Origin of the sequence: Microbacterium sp. UBA837 (genome assembly GCF_002296025.1) — a bacterium.
In the GTDB taxonomy this organism is placed as follows: domain Bacteria; phylum Actinomycetota; class Actinomycetes; order Actinomycetales; family Microbacteriaceae; genus Microbacterium.
In genome coordinates, this window is record NZ_DBHD01000027.1 from 1 (window position 1) to 17,111 (window position 17,111).

17 protein-coding genes and 1 pseudogene are annotated in these 17,111 nt (G+C 66.7%); 16 read left to right on the forward strand and 2 right to left on the reverse strand.

The window, feature by feature from the left end; genetic code table 11:
• Positions 1-231 precede the first annotated feature (231 nt).
• The 9 genes from B3587_RS02350 (at position 232) to B3587_RS02390 (ending at position 9,996) form a co-directional block, all read left to right on the forward strand.
• Positions 232-558: an ArsR/SmtB family transcription factor gene (locus B3587_RS02350; RefSeq protein ID WP_292726256.1), complete on the forward strand. Its 327-nt coding sequence runs from the start codon at positions 232-234 to the stop codon at positions 556-558.
• A gap of 386 nt (positions 559-944) precedes the next feature.
• Complete coding sequence (locus B3587_RS02355; protein WP_228179440.1) at positions 945-1,226, forward strand: metal-sensitive transcriptional regulator; 282 nt, start codon at positions 945-947, stop codon at positions 1,224-1,226.
• 32 nt (positions 1,227-1,258) lie between these two features.
• Positions 1,259-1,588: a heavy-metal-associated domain-containing protein gene (locus tag B3587_RS02360; RefSeq protein WP_228179439.1), complete on the forward strand. Its 330-nt coding sequence runs from the start codon at positions 1,259-1,261 to the stop codon at positions 1,586-1,588.
• Positions 1,585-3,858: a heavy metal translocating P-type ATPase gene (locus B3587_RS02365; protein ID WP_292726259.1), complete on the forward strand. Its 2,274-nt coding sequence runs from the start codon at positions 1,585-1,587 to the stop codon at positions 3,856-3,858. Before B3587_RS02360 ends, B3587_RS02365 begins: the two co-directional genes overlap by 4 nt.
• A 40-nt stretch (positions 3,859-3,898) precedes the next feature.
• On the forward strand, positions 3,899-6,082 hold the full coding sequence (locus tag B3587_RS02370) for a heavy metal translocating P-type ATPase (protein WP_374198036.1): 2,184 nt from the start codon (positions 3,899-3,901) through the stop codon (positions 6,080-6,082).
• Positions 6,083-6,117: 35 nt separating this feature from the next.
• Positions 6,118-6,816 carry a DUF6153 family protein gene (locus tag B3587_RS02375; protein ID WP_292726260.1) on the forward strand — a complete coding sequence of 233 codons (699 nt, stop codon included), beginning with the start codon at positions 6,118-6,120 and terminating at the stop codon, positions 6,814-6,816.
• A complete protein-coding gene (locus tag B3587_RS02380) occupies positions 6,746-7,267 on the forward strand; it encodes a DUF305 domain-containing protein (protein WP_292726262.1) in 522 nt (173 codons plus the stop codon). The genes B3587_RS02375 and B3587_RS02380 overlap by 71 nt, the downstream gene beginning before the upstream one ends.
• 67 nt (positions 7,268-7,334) lie before the next feature.
• Entirely contained in the window at positions 7,335-8,165 is an 831-nt protein-coding gene (locus tag B3587_RS02385) for a F510_1955 family glycosylhydrolase (RefSeq protein WP_292726264.1), read from the forward strand.
• A gap of 319 nt (positions 8,166-8,484) precedes the next feature.
• Entirely contained in the window at positions 8,485-9,996 is a 1,512-nt protein-coding gene (locus B3587_RS02390; RefSeq protein ID WP_292726266.1) for an MATE family efflux transporter, read from the forward strand.
• A 26-nt stretch (positions 9,997-10,022) separates the two neighbouring features.
• On the opposite strand, the gene B3587_RS02395 is transcribed toward B3587_RS02390, so the two are convergent.
• The gene (locus B3587_RS02395; RefSeq protein ID WP_228179419.1) at positions 10,023-10,859 is read right to left on the reverse strand and encodes a formate/nitrite transporter family protein; all 837 of its coding nucleotides are present in this window, start codon (positions 10,857-10,859) and stop codon (positions 10,023-10,025) included.
• Between the two features lie 243 nt (positions 10,860-11,102).
• Between B3587_RS02395 and B3587_RS02400 the strand changes: the two genes are divergently transcribed.
• The 6 genes from B3587_RS02400 to B3587_RS02425 all read left to right on the forward strand — a co-directional run bounded on the left by B3587_RS02400 (position 11,103) and on the right by B3587_RS02425 (position 15,740).
• Positions 11,103-12,158 carry a TerC family protein gene (locus B3587_RS02400; RefSeq protein WP_292726269.1) on the forward strand — a complete coding sequence of 352 codons (1,056 nt, stop codon included), beginning with the start codon at positions 11,103-11,105 and terminating at the stop codon, positions 12,156-12,158.
• A 94-nt stretch (positions 12,159-12,252) separates the two neighbouring features.
• Entirely contained in the window at positions 12,253-13,542 is a 1,290-nt protein-coding gene (locus B3587_RS02405) for a hemolysin family protein (protein WP_292726270.1), read from the forward strand.
• 31 nt (positions 13,543-13,573) lie between these two features.
• Positions 13,574-13,801 carry a hypothetical protein gene (locus tag B3587_RS02410; RefSeq protein WP_228179416.1) on the forward strand — a complete coding sequence of 76 codons (228 nt, stop codon included), beginning with the start codon at positions 13,574-13,576 and terminating at the stop codon, positions 13,799-13,801.
• Positions 13,798-14,238 (forward strand): TA system VapC family ribonuclease toxin, encoded by a 441-nt coding sequence (locus B3587_RS02415; protein ID WP_228179415.1) that lies wholly within the window; start codon positions 13,798-13,800, stop codon positions 14,236-14,238. Before B3587_RS02410 ends, B3587_RS02415 begins: the two co-directional genes overlap by 4 nt.
• A 49-nt stretch (positions 14,239-14,287) precedes the next feature.
• Positions 14,288-15,031 carry an alpha/beta fold hydrolase gene (locus B3587_RS02420; RefSeq protein WP_292726272.1) on the forward strand — a complete coding sequence of 248 codons (744 nt, stop codon included), beginning with the start codon at positions 14,288-14,290 and terminating at the stop codon, positions 15,029-15,031.
• 55 nt (positions 15,032-15,086) lie between these two features.
• A complete protein-coding gene (locus B3587_RS02425; RefSeq protein ID WP_292726274.1) occupies positions 15,087-15,740 on the forward strand; it encodes a hypothetical protein in 654 nt (217 codons plus the stop codon).
• A gap of 87 nt (positions 15,741-15,827) precedes the next feature.
• Here B3587_RS02425 and B3587_RS02430 read toward each other — a convergent pair whose 3' ends face one another.
• The gene (locus B3587_RS02430) at positions 15,828-16,733 is read right to left on the reverse strand and encodes a LysR family transcriptional regulator (RefSeq protein WP_228179412.1); all 906 of its coding nucleotides are present in this window, start codon (positions 16,731-16,733) and stop codon (positions 15,828-15,830) included.
• A 133-nt stretch (positions 16,734-16,866) separates the two neighbouring features.
• Here B3587_RS02430 and B3587_RS02435 point away from each other — a divergent pair.
• Positions 16,867-17,111: pseudogene (locus B3587_RS02435) on the forward strand (amidohydrolase); the annotation flags it as partial.

The window sequence follows — 17,111 nt, forward strand, 5'->3', positions numbered from 1 at the left end:
CATCGGCAGCCCCAACGCGAACTCTGCGATCATCCCGCCGGCGTAGGTCACGCCCCCGGCGATCGCGAACCACAGCTCCCACCGGGCCGAACCGTGGGAATGGTCGGGCGTCTCCGCAGCGGCCGCGGTAGTCGTCGGGGAAGAAGCAGTCATGCGACCAGAATACATCACAAGATCATGATATGTTGTAGTTGTGAATGATTATCGTGATCGGACGGCACAATGGTGAGTATGGCTGTTACGGATCGAGGAACTGGGCCGCTGTCTGTTGCGGATGCTGAGCGGCTCGCCGAGATCATGCAGGCGCTGGCCTCGCCTGTGCGGCTGCGCATTCTAAGCGCGCTGAGTGTTCAGCCGAGCACCGTGACCGAACTCAGCGAACAGTTGCACATCGGACAGACGACCACATCGAACCATCTGCGGCTACTGCGGCATCTAAGCCTGGTCATCGGCACGCGCGACGGCCGCCACATCCACTACTCGCTCTTCGACGACCACGTCTCCGAACTGCTCGAGGAAGCCATCGGTCACCTCGAGCATCTGCCCGGCGGAGGATGACGCCTGCCGGAGCTCCCCGATTGACGAGAGTATTCCCGTTCACGTCGGGGGGCGCTGCTGCGGCCGGGGAGAGCGCGTCGCTGCCGGTTCGGACACGCTGCATGGTGTGTAGCCGATCGCCGCGACGGCCATGAGCTCTTGTAAGAATCCGCCACTACTCGCGGAATCCTGAACCCGAAACCCCAGCCAACTACCGTGGAATCGCGGCATTCCTCGCCATCTCGAGCGGGAACCTACAGCCACTGACCAATCCGTGCGGTGCTGCCTGCTGTCGCTTCACCGCATTTGCCCGGCGATCTCCGTCCCCCAAGTCACTGAAGGTTTCTGGGTGAGTCCGTGAATCGAATCGCTTGCTCTACATACGGTAGGGGGGTATGGTACTTGCCATGAATGGTTACACGGCGAGCAAGGATGACCTTCTGAAGCGGCTGCGTCGCGTGGAGGGTCAGGTTCGTGGGATCGCGCGGATGGTCGAGGAGGACAAGTACTGCATCGACATCCTCACGCAGGTCTCGGCGGCCACGAAGGCCCTTGAGTCCGTCGCGCTGTCTTTGTTGGGTGACCATCTTTCGCACTGTGTTGCCGAAGCCAGCGCCGAGGGTGGTGCCGTTGCGGACGAGAAGATCCGCGAAGCCAACGAGGCGATCGCCCGTCTGGTCCGTTCCTGACCCACCTGCCCACTCACGACGAGGAGACGATGATGAACACCGAGAACCGCAACGACCTGGGCTTGAAGGACACCGGCGCTGGTTGCGCCTGCTGCGCGACCGCATCAACCCCCGAGACCGCGGATGCGGCCACGGCGGCCGTGACGGCTGACGTGCTGGTGACGGGGATGACCTGCTCGCACTGCGTGTCGAGCGTGACCGAGGAGTTGTCCGCGATCGACGGGGTCGAGGGTGTGTCGGTGGACCTGAACGCGGGCGGCGCGTCGCGGGTGACGATCCGCAGCTCGACGGCGATCCCTGCTGCTGCCGTGGAGGCGGCGGTGGAGGAGGCTGGCTACGCCGTGGCCGGCAGCCCGTCATGAGCATGGTCGATGTCGAGCTCGACATCGCCGGGATGACCTGCGCGTCGTGTGCGACGCGGATCGAGCGGAAGCTCAACAAGCTGCCGGGTGTGGAAGCGACCGTCAACTACGCCACCGAGAAGGCTCGCGTGCGCGGTGAGGACGTCGATTCGGCCACATTGATCGCGGCGATCGAATCCGCCGGCTACCAAGCGGCGCTTCCTGCGCCGACGGTCGTCGAGGCTGCGGGTGAACCCGGTGCGCCGGTGGACCGCGATCTGGTTTCGCTGCGGCAGCGTCTGCTGATCAGCGCCGCTTTGTCGGTGCCGGTCGCGGTGCTGTCGATGATTCCCGCGCTGCAGTTCGAGTTCTGGCAGTGGCTGGCGCTCACCCTCACCGCCCCGGTGGCGGTGTGGGGCGCGTGGCCGTTTCACCGTGCTGCGGCGGTTAACGCCCGTCACGGTGCCGCCACGATGGACACGCTCATTAGCGTCGGGGTGATTGCCGCGTTCGGCTGGTCGCTGTATGCCCTGTTCTTTGGTGGCGCCGGTATGCCCGGGATGACGATGACGTTTACTCTCATCGGCACCCCGCGGGCGGGCGGGCATGAGATCTACCTCGAGGTCGCCGCGTTGGTGACGGTGTTCATCCTCGCGGGCCGGTACGCCGAGGCCCGCGCCCGCAAGTCGTCCTCTGAGGCGCTGCGCGCTTTGCTGGAGCTGGGAGCGAAAGACGCCGTCAAGCTCGTCGATGGTGTGGAACAGCGAGTCCCGGTCAGCCAGCTGATGGTGGGGGATGCCGTTCTGGTGCGGCCGGGGGAGAAGATCCCCTCCGATGGACTCGTCGTCGACGGGTCCTCGGCGATTGATGCGAGCATGCTCACGGGCGAATCGGCCCCGGTTGAGGTCGGTGCGGGTTCCCGTGTGGTGGGTGCGACGGTCAACGTCGGCGGCCGGCTTACGGTGGAGATCACCCGCGTGGGCGTGGACACCGAACTGTCGCGGATGCGGCGGCTGATGGAGGAGGCGCAGACCGGCAAAGCCCGCGTGCAGCGTCTCGCGGACCGGGTGTCCGGGATCTTCGTGCCCATCGTGATGATGCTGGCTATCGCCGCGTTCGCGGGCTGGCTGCTGGTCGGCGGGTCTGTGGAGCTGGCGTTCACCGCCGCGATCGCGACGCTCATCATCGCGTGCCCGTGCGCGCTCGGGCTGGCCACGCCGACCGCTCTGTTGGTGGGCACCGGTCGCGGCTCTCAGATGGGAATCCTCATCCGGGGACCGCAGGTACTGGAGCAAACCCGCACGGTCGACACGATCGTGCTGGACAAGACCGGCACCGTCACCACGGGAACCATGGCCGTCACAGCCGTCCACCCCGCACCCGGAGTCACCCGGGAGCAGCTGCTGGCCGCGGCCGCGGCGGTGGAGTTCGGGTCGGAGCATCCTGTTGCCCGCGCGATCGTCGCCGGAAGCGTCCCCGTCCCGCCGGCGGAGACGTTCGACTCTCACGCCGGGTTCGGGGTGCAGGGCATCGTCGCAGGCTCTCTCGTCGTCGCCGGCCGTCCGTCTTGGCTGCAGGAGCAGTGGAGCATTCACCCCACCGCGCAGCTGCAGCACGACGCCGACGAGCTGCAAACCGCGGGAGCGACCGTCGTCGCCATCGGTCGTGACGGCACCCACCTGGGCATCATCGCGGTCGCCGACACAGTCAAACCCACCAGCGCGGAGGCGGTCGCCCGGTTCCGGGCGTTGGGTATGACACCGGTGCTGCTCACCGGCGACAACGATGGCGCTGCACGGGAGATCGCTCGACAGGTCGGCATCGACCAGGTGCACGCCGGGGTAACCCCGGCCGGGAAGCTCGACGTGGTCCGCCAGCTACAGGGCGACGGGCGTGTGGTGGCGATGGTCGGTGACGGGGTCAACGACGCCGCTGCTCTCGCTGCCGCTGACCTCGGTCTCGCGATGGGCGGGGGAACGGATGCCGCGATCGCTGCGAGCGATATCACCGTGGTCTCGGGTGACCTGCTGGTCGTCGCTGACGCGATCCGGTTGGCACGCCGCACCCTGGGGACGATCAAGGGCAACCTGTTTTGGGCGTTCGCGTACAACGTCGCCGCGATCCCGGTCGCGATGGCCGGGTTGCTGAACCCGCTGGTTGCCGCGGCCGCGATGGCCTTGTCCTCGGTGTTCGTCGTCACGAACAGTCTGCGCCTGCGCGGGTTCCGCACCATCCCGGCGAGCTCGACGACCGCTACCCCTGAACCGGCCCGCGTTTCCGCCCGGGTCTGACCTGCATCTGCTGGATGTGAACAGTGGAAGGACGCTCATCATGAGCCAGCACGATCACCACGCACACCACCACCCCACGGCTACCGGCGCCGGCGGTGATGACACTGCGCAGGAGCTGCGCGAGACCGTCGCCGAATCCGACACCGTCGACAACCCGCACGCACACCACACCACGCAGAACAGCCCTGATGAGGGACACGGCGGCGCGCACGCGGGGATGCAGCACGGTGCTCATGGTGGGCATGCCGGGCACGGCGCGGACCATGTCGCACGGTTCCGTCGATTGTTCTGGATCAACCTGATCCTCGCCGTCCCGGTGGTGGCGTTCTCGGGCATGTTCTCGATGCTGCTCGGCTATTCCCTCCCCGACGCAGCGTTGGTGGGGTGGATCTCCCCGGTTCTCGGCACCGTCATGTATGTGTGGGGTGGTGCCCCGTTCCTGACCGGCGCGGTCAGCGAACTGCGTGCCCGTAAGCCCGGCATGATGCTGCTGATCGGGCTGGCGATCACCGTCGCGTTCGTCGCGTCATGGGGGGCGAGTCTCGGGCTGCTGGATCACGAGCTGGACTTCTGGTGGGAGCTGGCGCTGCTGATCGTCATCATGCTCCTTGGGCACTGGATCGAGATGCGGTCGCTCGCGCAGACCACCTCGGCACTGGACTCCCTCGCCGCGCTCCTCCCCGACGAGGCGGAGAAGGTCGACGGGGACACCACTGTCACCGTCGCGCCCGCGGATCTGCAGGTCGGTGACGTTGTAGTGGTCCGCCCTGGTGGGCGGGTTCCGGCTGACGGTCGGGTGGTGCAGGGTTCGGCGAGCATGGACGAGTCGATGATCACCGGCGAATCCAAGCCGGTCCGCCGGAGCGATGGGGACGCGGTCGTGGCCGGCACCGTCGCCACCGACTCCGGAATCCGTGTCGAGATCAGTGCGGTGGGGGAGGACACTGCCCTCGCCGGCATCCAACGCCTGGTTACCGAGGCGCAGAACTCGTCCTCGAAAGCGCAGCGTCTCGCCGACCGCGCCGCCGGGTGGCTGTTCTGGTTCGCGCTGATCGCCGCGGCCATCACCGCGGTCGTGTGGACGGTAGTCGGGCTCCCCGATGACGCGGTGATTCGCACTATCACGGTTCTGGTGATCGCCTGCCCGCACGCCCTGGGTCTGGCGATCCCGCTGGTGGTGTCCATCGCCACCGAGCGCGCTGCCCGGGGCGGGGTGTTGATCAAGGACCGTCTGGCGTTGGAGAGTATGCGCACCGTGAACACGGTGTTGTTCGACAAGACCGGCACTCTCACCAAGGGCGCTCCCGCCGTCACCGCGGTGGAACCGGTCGACGGGATGGATGCGGACCGGCTGATGGCTCTCGCGGCCGCTGCGGAGTCTGATTCCGAGCATCCGCTGGCCCGTGCCATCGTCACCGCCGCGCGGGAGAAGGACCTGTCCGTGCCCAGGTCGACGGACTTCGAGTCCTCACCCGCGGTCGGTGTCCGCGCGACCGTCGACGGCCAGGTGGTGCAGGTGGGCGGACCGTACCTGCTCGAGCAGACCGGTGGCCAGGAGCTGCCGATCGCGGACGCCTGGCGGGAGGAGGGTGCGATCATCCTGCACGTCCTCGTTGATGGGAAGGTCGCCGGCGCGCTCCGATTGGCCGATGAGATCCGTCCCGAGTCCCGGCAGGCGATCGACGCACTGCACGCCCGAAACGTGCAGGTCGTGATGATCACCGGCGACGCCGAGGCCGTCGCCGCGTCCGTGGCCGCTGAACTTGGCATCGACCGGTTCTTCGCGGGTGTGCGGCCGGAGGACAAGGCGTCCAAGGTGAAGCAGCTGCAGGATGAGGGCCGGAAGGTCGCGATGGTCGGCGACGGTGTGAATGACGCGCCCGCTCTCGCGCAGGCGGATGTCGGTATCGCCATCGGTGCCGGCACGGACGTGGCGATCGCGTCGGCCGGCGTCATCCTCGCGAGCGATGACCCCCGCTCGGTGCTGTCGGTGATCGAGCTGTCCCGCGCGAGCTACCGGAAGATGAAGCAGAACTTGTGGTGGGCTGCCGGGTACAACCTCATTTCGGTGCCGCTGGCCGCCGGCATCCTCGCCCCGATCGGGTTCGTGCTGCCGATGTCGGTGGGCGCGATCCTCATGTCGCTGTCCACGATCGTCGTCGCTCTCAACGCTCAGCTGCTGCGCCGGTTGGATCTCAGCCCCGACGCGGTCATCCGTCGCTGACCGGTCTGACGTAGCGTGTAAGGGAGGGAGGTGACATGTCGCTGATCGCACTGACGGACCGGGTCCACACCGGCCGCTCCATGGCTCGCACCCTCCTGCTGCTCGTCGCAGTCACCGGCGCGATCATCGTGGGCCTGCTGGCCATGCATTCCCTCAACACCCACACCGCCACCGACACCAGTCATCAGACCACCGCCACCGCTTCTGCCACGACAGGTGCCGGCGATCACCACGCCGGCACCACCGCAACTGATGAGCCGTGCGCGGATTGCGGCAACGGACACTCCACCATGCTCGCGATGGCGTGCGTGCTGGCATTGCTGGTGACCGTGCTGTTGCTGGTGCGGCCCGGCGCGGCCATGCGATGGTTGTCGATCCTCCCTCGACCAAGACCCTCGGTCGCGTCGGCGCTGTTTACCGGGCCGGCCCTGCGGCCTCCTTCACTCACCGTTCTCTGCATCAGCCAGCCGTACGTGATGCGTCCGGGGCCGGACCTTTGTGCTGGCTCTTGCACCCGCACGCCCGTCATCCTGACCGGCGCTGCTTCACGTACCCCTGTATTGGAGAACTCTGATGAAGATTCGTACCGCGGCAACCGCCGCACTCACCCTCGCCGCTGCGCTCACTCTCGCGGGCTGCGCCGGCGACTCCGGCTCAGAGTCCATGCCTGGCATGGACCACGGCAGCTCGGCCCCGTCGTCCTCCTCGTCTGCCGCGACGGCGGACTTCAATGACGCGGATGTGATGTTCGCGCAGATGATGATCCCGCACCACGAACAGGCCGTCGAGATGTCGGACATGGTCCTGGACAAGGAAGGCATCGACCCGGGTGTCCTCACCCTGGCCTCCGATATTAAAGCCGCCCAGCAGCCCGAGATCGACCAGCTGCAATCATGGCTGGAAGAGTGGGGTGCCGATAGCGACACCGGCTCCATGGAAGGCATGGACCACGGCGGCGGCATGATGAGCGGCGACGACATGGCGGCGCTGGAAGCGGCTACCGGAGCGGAGGCGTCGCGGCTGTTCCTCGAACAGATGACGATGCACCACGAAGGCGCCATCACTATGGCGCAGGATGAAGTCGACAACGGGCAGAATCCGGACGCGATCGCGATGGCGCAGACCATCATCGACACGCAGACCGCGGAGATCGCCACCATGCAGGAGCTGCTCGCGCAGCTCTGACCGCACCCGGTGAGGACGCCCCACCCGAGGGCGTCCTCACCCTGGACTCGAAAGGGTGCGTATGCGCATGCCCCTGCGCGCGACAACGAGTCTTGTCGCGCTTTCTGCTCTGACTCTCACCGGCTGTGCAGCTGCTGCACCGCCCTCCACCGGTGCCGAACACGCCCAGGTTGTTGCCCACGTGCACGCCATCGTTCCCGCACCTGACGGGGACGGGTTCCTCCTCGGCACCCACGAAGGCATCTTCACTGCCACCGCGGACGGCGAGATCGGTCCTCGTGTCGGCGGTAACGACTTCGACGCGATGGGGCTCACCGCGCTGAATGGGGATCTGATCGCTTCCGGCCACCCCGGCCGCAACACACCCGCCGAGCTGGGGGAGAGGAACCTCGGCATCATCCGCAGCCAAGACGGCGGCGAGACCTGGGAGCCGGTCGCGTTCACCGGAGAGAAAGACTTCCACGCCCTCACCGCCGGCCCGGACGGCACCCTTTATGGGCAAGACGCCGGAGACGGCGCCGTGCTCATCAGCACGGACGGCGGTGTCTCGTGGTCGCCCACCGGTAGCACCCTGCTCGCCTTCGGTCTGGAGGTGGATGCAGTCGGTCGGATCATCGCGGTCACTCCTGACGGCCCGCAGGTCAGCACGGACCGCGGTGAGAGCTTCGCGGCTCTCACCGACGCACCCAACCTGTTCCTCATGGCAGCCTCCCCGGACCGCCAGCGGTTGGTCGGCGTTGATGCCAACGACACGATCTGGACCGTCACGGGGGCTGGGTCATGGCAGGAGGTCGGCACCGTACACGGCACTGCCCAAGCCATCACGATCACCGACGAGGGCGACGTGCTCGTCGTCGACGACAGCGGACTCAGCCTGCTGCCCTCACCGCGTCAGTGAGGCACGCGGTCGTCTCATGGACAACTCAAGCCGGAGAGTGGAGGCGAATCGGCGGCCATCTGTCGCTGTAAATCCATCCCCGACACGGGCCACATGGACATCTTCCAGCGGTTCCTACAATAGGTCCGGGGTCTTTCGGCTGCGAGTCGGTAGCTCTGACGTATCCGGGCAGAACTTGGCCCATCGCTTCCCGCTATTGTTTCGCGGCGCAGATCGCTGACTCCCTCTTGCCTCGCCTCGAATCGATTCGATAAACTGAGCAACGGTGCCCTCAACGACACCGTCTTCCCCATCTCCGACGCAAGACTCGAGGGCACGAATGGCGCGCAGCCTGATCACCGGGCACCCGTGGCGGGTGATCCTTCTCTTCTCGGTGCCGCTGCTCATCGGCAACGTGGTGCAGCAGCTCTACCAGTTCGTCGATGCGATCGTTGTCGGGCGCCAGCTCGGCGTTGACGCGCTCGCGGCGGTCGGGGCGACGGGCAGCCTGCTGTTCCTCTTGCTCGGCTTTGCGTGGGGCATGACGACGGGGTTCGCGATCCCGACGGCGCAGGCGTTCGGCGCGCACGACGGCGCTGCAGTGCGCCGGTCCGTAGCTGTCGGGACGGTGCTCACGGCGGCAGCATCCGTTGTCCTGACCGTTGTCGCACCACTGGTCGCCGAACCGCTCCTCGTGCTGATGCAGACGCCCCCCGCTCTGATTCCGCAAGCAACGGTGTTCGCGCAGGTGAGCTTCCTCGGGTCGGGCGCGATCATGTTCTTCAACTACCTCTCGGCGATTATCCGGGCGATCGGCGATTCCCGCACGCCCCTGGTGTTCCTGAGCATCGCGTGCGCGCTCAACGTCGCCTTCGTCATCGTCACCGTCGGACCCCTCCAGTGGGGAGTCGCCGGAGCCGCGGCATCCACCGTCATCGCCCAGGCTCTCTCAGTGATCTGGTGCCTGGACTACGTGCGCCGGCGGGCTCCTGCTCTGCATGTGCACCGCGCCGACTGGCGACTTCGCCGCGCGGAGGTGCTCAACCACCTGCGGCTCGGTTTGCCGATGGGCTTCCAGGCGTCGATCATCGCGATCGGCACCCTGACGGTGCAGGTGCGCCTGAACGAGCTGGGCACCGCCGAAGTCGCCGCCTACACCGCTGCCTCGCGGGTCGATGGCCTCGCGGTGGCTCTTCTCCAGTCGCTAGGTCTCGCCGTGTCGATGTACGTCGCCCAGAACTTCGGCGCTCGGCGACCGGATCGCATCCTACGCGGCGTCAGGCAATCTCTGGTGATCTCGACGATCGCGTCTGTCGTGCTCGGCGTCGCGCTCGTCGCCTTCGGGAGGCAGATCATCGAGCTCTTCGTGGGCCGCGGGGTCGAGAACGTCGTCTCGATGGCCGCCACGATGCTCGTCGTCAACGCCTTCAGCTATGCCGCGCTCGGCATCCTGTTCGTGCTCCGCGGCGCCTTGCAGGGCCTGGGCCACGCCCTGATCCCGACCATCACGGGGATCGTCGAACTCGCCATGCGCGTGGGCGCAGCTATCGTGCTGGGCGCGATGTTCGGGTTCATCGGCATCGTCTGGAGCAACCCGCTCGCCTGGATCGGTGCCACGCTCGTGCTCGTGCCCGCGTACCTTCACGCACGGCGCGCACTCCTGCGGATGCCGGTCTCGCCGCTCGCACCGACCCCGACCACGCCCATCCCGATCGTCGGACCGACAAACGGATCACTGGCGGTTGATGCGATCGTGACTGCTCCTGTCCCGGTCGTCGTCCCCGAGCAGCGTCGGCGGCTGCTCGGGCGTCTTCCCTCGATACGCCCGCGTCGTCGGCGGATGCGTCGTTGACCACCGCTCGTAACTAGCGCCAGGTGCTAAGCGCGGCCGGCGTTCTTGCGCCGCCGGAGCTCGAACAGCTCGCCGGTCCGCACGATGCGCAGGAGCGTGACGAGCAAGACGCCGCCAGCCAGGTTCAGGAGGAGAACCGGCAGGAACCAGAGCAGCCAGTCGAGGTACGTGATCGGTGCTCCGCTGATGATCGCTCCGAAGGCGAACAGCGAGTCGAGGATCGAGTGGAACAGCTGAAAGCCGGCGAGGACGAAGCCGCCTGCCACGGCCGCCGCGATCTTCGCGGGCACGGATTCGGTGCCCGTCTGCATCCGCGTCATAAGAGTGATGACGGCACCGCCGAGAATTGCGAGGGCCGCAAACTCGAGGGTGAGAGGCGCCTCGATGAAGTGTTCGGCGGTCTCGGCGAGGACCGGGTGCCAGTCAGGAAAGGCGAGAACGATGATCGCCATGATCAGCCAGCCGCCGAGCAGATTGGATAGCAGCGTGCCTCCCCAGAGCTTGGCCAGGTCGAGCCATGTGCCTTCCCGCGCCACGAGCGCGGCGATCGGCAGCAGGAAGTTCTCGGTGAACAGCTCGCTGTGGGCGAGCAGGAGCGCGATCAGACCGATGCTGAATCCGAGGCCCGCGAGAAGCTGATCACCCGTCTGGTACAGGATGCCGAGGTAGACCAGCACCCCGATGCCGACTTCGACACCGCCCAGAAAGCCCGTGACCAGAGTCGCGCGAAGGGTACGGTGGAGCCGCTCGGCACCCTCGCCGACGACCTCTTCAAACTCGATCTCGATCTCTTCCTCGACGGCCTCGTCATTGGGGCCGTCCTGGCGCCGCTGCTCTGCCCGTGCTTCGCGCGAATCGCTCATCGTGCCATCCTCGCAGCCGGGAGCGCCATCGGGGCGGCTACGTCGAAAACCCCAGCTCCCAGCCCCTTCCCAGAGACAGGAACTGCGATTCCGGTATCGTCGCGCGTAACCAAGGGGAGTACTCCACCACGGTCGGCTCGTCATTACGGACGCTCTCGCGTCCCGGGTCACCGGTTCTCGGCGACGGGGATGGAGAAGACCTTGGCGTAGATCTGATCATCAACGCCAAGGCAGGAGTCCCTTGTGAACGTCACCCTGACGGTCTGGCTCATCACGATCGCGGTCACCATCGCGTTCTTCGTGTACGAGTTCTACGCGCACGTGCGAAAGCCCCACGAACCGACCCTGGGCGAATCCGCTCGCTGGTCGGCCTTCTACATCGGCCTCGCGTTGCTGTTCGGTGTCGGCATCGGCCTCGTCTCGGGCTGGGACTTCGGCGGCGAGTACTTCGCCGGCTACCTCACCGAGAAGGCTCTGTCAGTCGATAACCTGTTCGTCTTCCTCATCGTCATGACCGGCTTCGCGGTGCCGAAGATCTACCAGCAGAAAGTGCTGATGATCGGCATCGTCATCGCGCTCATCATGCGCGGGATCTTCATCGCGGTGGGCGCCGCGCTCATCGAGAACTTCTCGTGGATCTTCTGGGTCTTCGGCGCGCTGCTCCTGTACCTGGCCTACCGCCAAGCGTTCACCCACGGTGAGTCCGATCCAGCCAATGGCCGGTTCATGCGCTTCATGCGACGCATCCTGCCCGTGAGCAACGAGTACAACGGCGACAGGCTGACGGTGAAGAAAGACGGACGCCGCTTCGTCACCCCGATGCTGCTCGTCATCATCGCCATCGGGTTCATCGACCTCATCTTCGCCGTCGACTCGATTCCCGCGATCTATGGGCTCACGCAAGAGGCCTACATCGTCTTCACCGCGAACGCCTTTGCCCTGATGGGTCTGCGTCAGCTCTACTTCCTCATCGGAGGTCTCCTGGAACGCCTCGTTTACCTCGCGCAGGGACTCGCGGTCATCCTCGCCTTTATCGGGGTCAAGCTCCTCATCCACGCCCTGCACAAGAACGAGTTGCCGTTCCTCAACGGCGGCGAGCCGATCACGGTGATCCCCGAGATCCCGATCTGGGTCTCGCTCCTGTTCATCGCGGGCACGATCGCTGTGGCCACGGTCGCGAGCCTCGCGAAGACCCGCAAGGACCGTCGCGCCAGCGCTATCGCCGAGAAGGCGGACGATGCGGATGCCGCAGCCGACGCGATCTCCGAGGCGCGCAGCGACGCCCGGGACCGCTCGTGAACGCATCCGGCACCGACGCGCTCGGCGATAGACCCGGCGCCCGGGTGACCCTGGGCGGCAAGAACAGGACCGCGCGCGACGGGGTGACCCGCTGATGGGCGAGCTGTGGTGGAACATCGCCCTGGTCGTGGTGTTCGTGCTCATCGGCGGCGTGTTCGCCGCGACCGAGATGGCGCTTGTAACTCTGCGCGAGAGCCAGCTCAACGCGATCGCCGCACGCGGGCGCCGCGGCGCGAAGGTCGCCGCGCTCGCACGGAACCCGAACACGTTCCTCTCCGCGGTCCAGATCGGCGTGACGGTCGCTGGCTTCGCCTCGGCCGCGTATGGCGCGGCATCCATCGCCCCCTCGGTGACGCCGCTGCTTACCCGTCTTGGTCTTGCGGAGCCGGTCGCGGCGACCATGGCGACGATCGGGCTGACGCTGGTGATCGCATACCTCTCGCTCGTGCTCGGGGAACTCGTTCCCAAGCGCCTCGCGATCCAGCGCAACGCACAGTTCGCCTATGCCGTCGCTCCCGTGCTCGACGGGTTCGCGGTGCTGATGCGACCGGTCATCTGGCTGCTGTCGGTGTCGACGAACGCGCTGGTGCGGCTTCTCGGCGGCGACCCGAACAAGACAGCCGACGAGCTCAGCGATGAGGAGATCCGTGACATCGTCACGTCCCATCAAGGCCTGCCCGAGGATGAGCGCCGCATCCTGGATGACGTGCTGTCGTTGCGTGGCCGGCAGGTGAGCGAGGTCATGCGGCCGCGACCCGAGGTCGTGGCTCTGGATGACGGCATCACGGTGGCTGAGGCCGTGGAGCGCATCCGCGACCTGCCCTACTCCCGCTACCCCGTCGCCGACACCTCCATCGACGACATCGTCGGCTTCGTGCACGTGCGCGACCTGTTCGATGCCGCCAGCGACGACGCCGGTAAGCCCGTTGCGCGTCTCGTGCGCGACATCCCGTACGTACCCGCTACCGCTCGAGTCCTGCCGACACTCACGAGCCTGCGTGCCCGCGGGCACCACATCGCGGTCGTCGTCGACGAGTACGGCGGAACCGACGGCATCGTGACTTTGGAAGACCTTGTCGAAGAGGTCGTGGGTGAGATCTTCGACGAGTACGACACCGCCGAGACCGTGGTGGTCGGAAGCGACACGATCGACGGCCGGTTGAACCTTCAGGAGTTCGAGGAGCGCACCGGAATCGAGTTGCCTCGCGGAAGCTCAGACACGATCGCCGGATATGTCATCGAGCAGCTCGGCCGCCTCGCCGTCGTCGGCGACACCGTCGACATCCCCGGCGCCACGCTTCAGGTCACGTCGCTGGATCGACGGCGAATCGCGACGGTCCGCCTTCTTGCCCGACCGGACGACGAACCCGCTCAGAACCGTTGACGGCGGATGCGTGATGCGTGATGCTTGATGCGTGCGCACGACCCTCACGATCGACGACGACGTTCTCGCCGCGGCGAAGCAGTTCGCCGACGCCCGGGGAATCACGCTCGGAGAGGCGGTTTCGCAGCTCGCTCGCGCCACTTTGACCGAACGCCGGCGCTTCGACAAGCGCAACGGCATCGTTCTGCTGCCGACCACGCCTGCGGCGGGTCGCGCGACCCTTGACGATGTCAACGCACTGCGAGATGACAACCAGTGACGCGCCATCTGCTGGACGTCAACGCGATCATCGCTCTGATCGACCCGTTGCACGTCCATCACGAACGCGCGCACGCCTGGTTCGCCGCGCGAGTGGTGCGGGACGGCGACGGCGCGTGGCACACGTGCCCGATCGTGCAGAACGGCGTCGTGCGGGTGGTCAGTCACCCGAAGTATCCGAACACTCAGCCGGTTCCTGTCGTGCTCGCGAGCCTCGCGAGCCTGACCGCGCGAGAGGACCACGTCTTTCTCGCTGATTCGGTGAGCCTGCTCGACACGTCGATTCACACCGAGCGACTGCTCGCCAGCTCACAGGTAACGGATACCTACCTGCTGCACCTCGCTGCGTCCCACGACGCGCTGCTGGCCACCTTCGACACCCGCCTCGTGACGGCCGCGGTTCCGGGCGGCAAGGCAGTGCTGTGCCCGATACCCTGACTCCCGTCGCCCGCATCGTCGCGTCGGCACTGTCTTGAGAGGTTCGCCCATGTCGTCATCCGCCCCCACCCTTGTTCTGGTCCATGGCGCCTGGGGAGGCGGCTGGGTCTGGCGGCGCGTGCTGGCGCCGCTGCGGGATGCCGGGTTCGAGGTCCACACCGTGACCCTGACCGGCGACGGCGAGCGGGCACACCTGCGCCGACCCGACATCGACCTGCACACGCACATCGCCGATGTCATCGGCCTGGTCGAGATGGAAGAGCTCGAGAACGTCGTGCTGGTCGGGCACAGCTACGGCGGCATGGTCATCACGGGCGCCGCCGTCGAACTCCAGCAGCGGCATCCGGGCGTGCTCTCGGGCCTGGTCTACGTCGACGCGATGTTCCCGCGCCCCGGAGACGGGTGGGGTGTTGCCCATTCGCCTGAGGTCGCCGCGGCGCGGCTGGCGGCAGCTGCAGAGAACGACAACTCGCTCCCGGCGCCCAACGCCGAATCAGGCTTCGACCTCACTCCCGAGGATGCCGCGTGGCTGAACCGCCGGCACGTGCCGCATCCGTTCGGGATGTACCGGCAGCCGCTCGACTACGACGCAGCCTTGCTCGAGGCGGTCCCACGCCTGTTCATTGACTGCACGGATCCCGCCTATCCGACGATCGAGCCGGTGCGACGCCTCGTGCGCGAAGAGCCCGGATGGCAGGTCGTCGAGATCGCGACGGGGCACTTCCCGATGGTCACGACGCCGACCGAACTGATCGCCCACGTGCGCGGGTTCGCCGAGTCCTTGCGCTCTTGAGCGGCAGTCGCTGCCCTCCTGAGCGGGAGCCGCGGTGGCGGAGCACAATAGGACCATGACCGACTCACTGCCGAGCCTCGACACCCCGTGGACGCGACTTGACGCGGCATCCGTCGCTGACCTGCTCGCCGACACCGAGGCGCGCTGGTGGCTCTCGGGCGGGAGCGCCTATGACCAGTGGCGCGGCGAACCCCTGCGGGAGCGCGACCGCACCACGATCAGCACGGTGTACACCCAGCTCGATGACCTCGTCGGCTCGCTCCCCGACGGGATGAGCTGCTGGGCGCGGATCGGCGACGAGCTCGTCCGGTGGTCCGACCTGCCCGACGGTGCCGACATTCCATCGGCCTGGATCTTCGACGAGGCGATGGATGCCTGGGTCCTGCAGATCAACCTCGAAGACGGAACCGCTGACCGCTGGGTCTACCGGCGCGATCCTCGCCTGCAGCTCCCGTGGGAGAAGGCAGTGCTCGACATCGATGACATCCCCACCGGCGCGCCCGAGGTGCAGCTGGTCTGGAAGGCACTGCGGCCCTACCCCGACGACGAAGCCGACAAGGACGTCATCCTTCCCGCGCTTCCCGAAGAGGCGCGGACCTGGTGGGAGAAGGCGATCCTGTCGATTCACCCACATTCGACGTGGTCGATCCACGTCCGAAGTCCGTTCGCACCCGCCAAGGCGAGCTGGAACCGCACCCGGCGCAGCTGAAACAAAGGGGCTTGTTTTCGGTCGCGCCTAAGTGTGGGTCTGCGCCGGGTGAACCCGCATCAAGGCGCGACTGAACGGAGGGCCGGGCTAGATCTCGGTGCCGGGCTCGACGACCGCGCCGTGGACGAGCCGTCGGAACCAGCGCTGTGCCGGTGTGAGGCTCGACTCGCGCCGTGTGAAGATCGCTACCGGGGTGCTCTGGCCCGGCCAGGGCAGGTCCGCGATGCGGAGCGCCGGGAACCAGCCGCAGAACACTTCAGCAACGTGACGGGGCAAGAACGTCACCAGATCGGTGTCTTGCAGCACCGCCGGGAGCGTGCCGTACTCCTCGACAGTCAGCGCGACCTGCGGCATGAGTCCGTGCTCGAGCAGCAGCTGCAGCGGGTAGGTGTGGCCGCCGCGGGATGACACGCGCACGAACCCGCGTCCGTCGAACATGTCAGGCCCCGGTGGGGGCAACGGATGCCGTCGCGAGGTGAGCGCCACGTACTCCACAGCGCGCACCGGCGTGCGCCAGAGGCGCGCGGCATCCATGAGTGCGACGGTGATGGCGAGGTCGAGGTGTCCCCGCACGAGCTCTTCCTCCACCTCGTCGGCATCCAACCGCTTCACCGCGAGGCGCGCGGTCGATCGCTCGCGCGCGAGGGCCGCCATGATCGGCGGCAGGAACGTCTGCTCACCGATCGAGGTCAGCCCGAGGGAGAGCTCTCCGGTGAATGCCGACGGATCAAAGGATGCCGTCTCGCTCACCGTCGACTCGATCTGCGCGAGTGCTTCGTGCAGCGGGCCGAACAGCTGGGTCGCGCGGGTCGTGGGCACCATGACGTGCCCCTCGCGCCGGAACAGATCGTCGCCGAAGCGCTCTCTCAGACGCGCGAGCGTGTAGCTCACCGTGGGCTGCGTGACATGCAGGAACTCCGCGGTCGCCGTGAGGCTGCGCAGTTCGTAGAGCACGACAAAGGTGCGCAGTTGGTTCAGATCCGGGATGGCCATGCATCGACTCCGTCTATGGAGAGGGACTCCGGAATCTATTGGACCATACCGAAGCCCCGACTTACTCTCGAAACAAGCACCCCTCGCGACAGCGCCAGTGACAGCGCCAATCCAGTGACAAGGACGACACTCGGTGATCATCGACATCCACGGCCACTACACCACCGCACCGGCCCAGCTCGGAGCGTGGCGTGACCTGCAGATCGCCTTCGCGAACGGCCAGGGCGAAGCCCCCGATCCCGCCGCGTTGCACATCAGCGACGACGACATCCGCGAAACCATAGAAGCCAACCAGCTGAAGCTCATGAATGAGCGTGGCTCCGACCTCACGGTCTTCAGCCCGCGGGCATCCTTCATGGCCCACCACATCGGCGACCT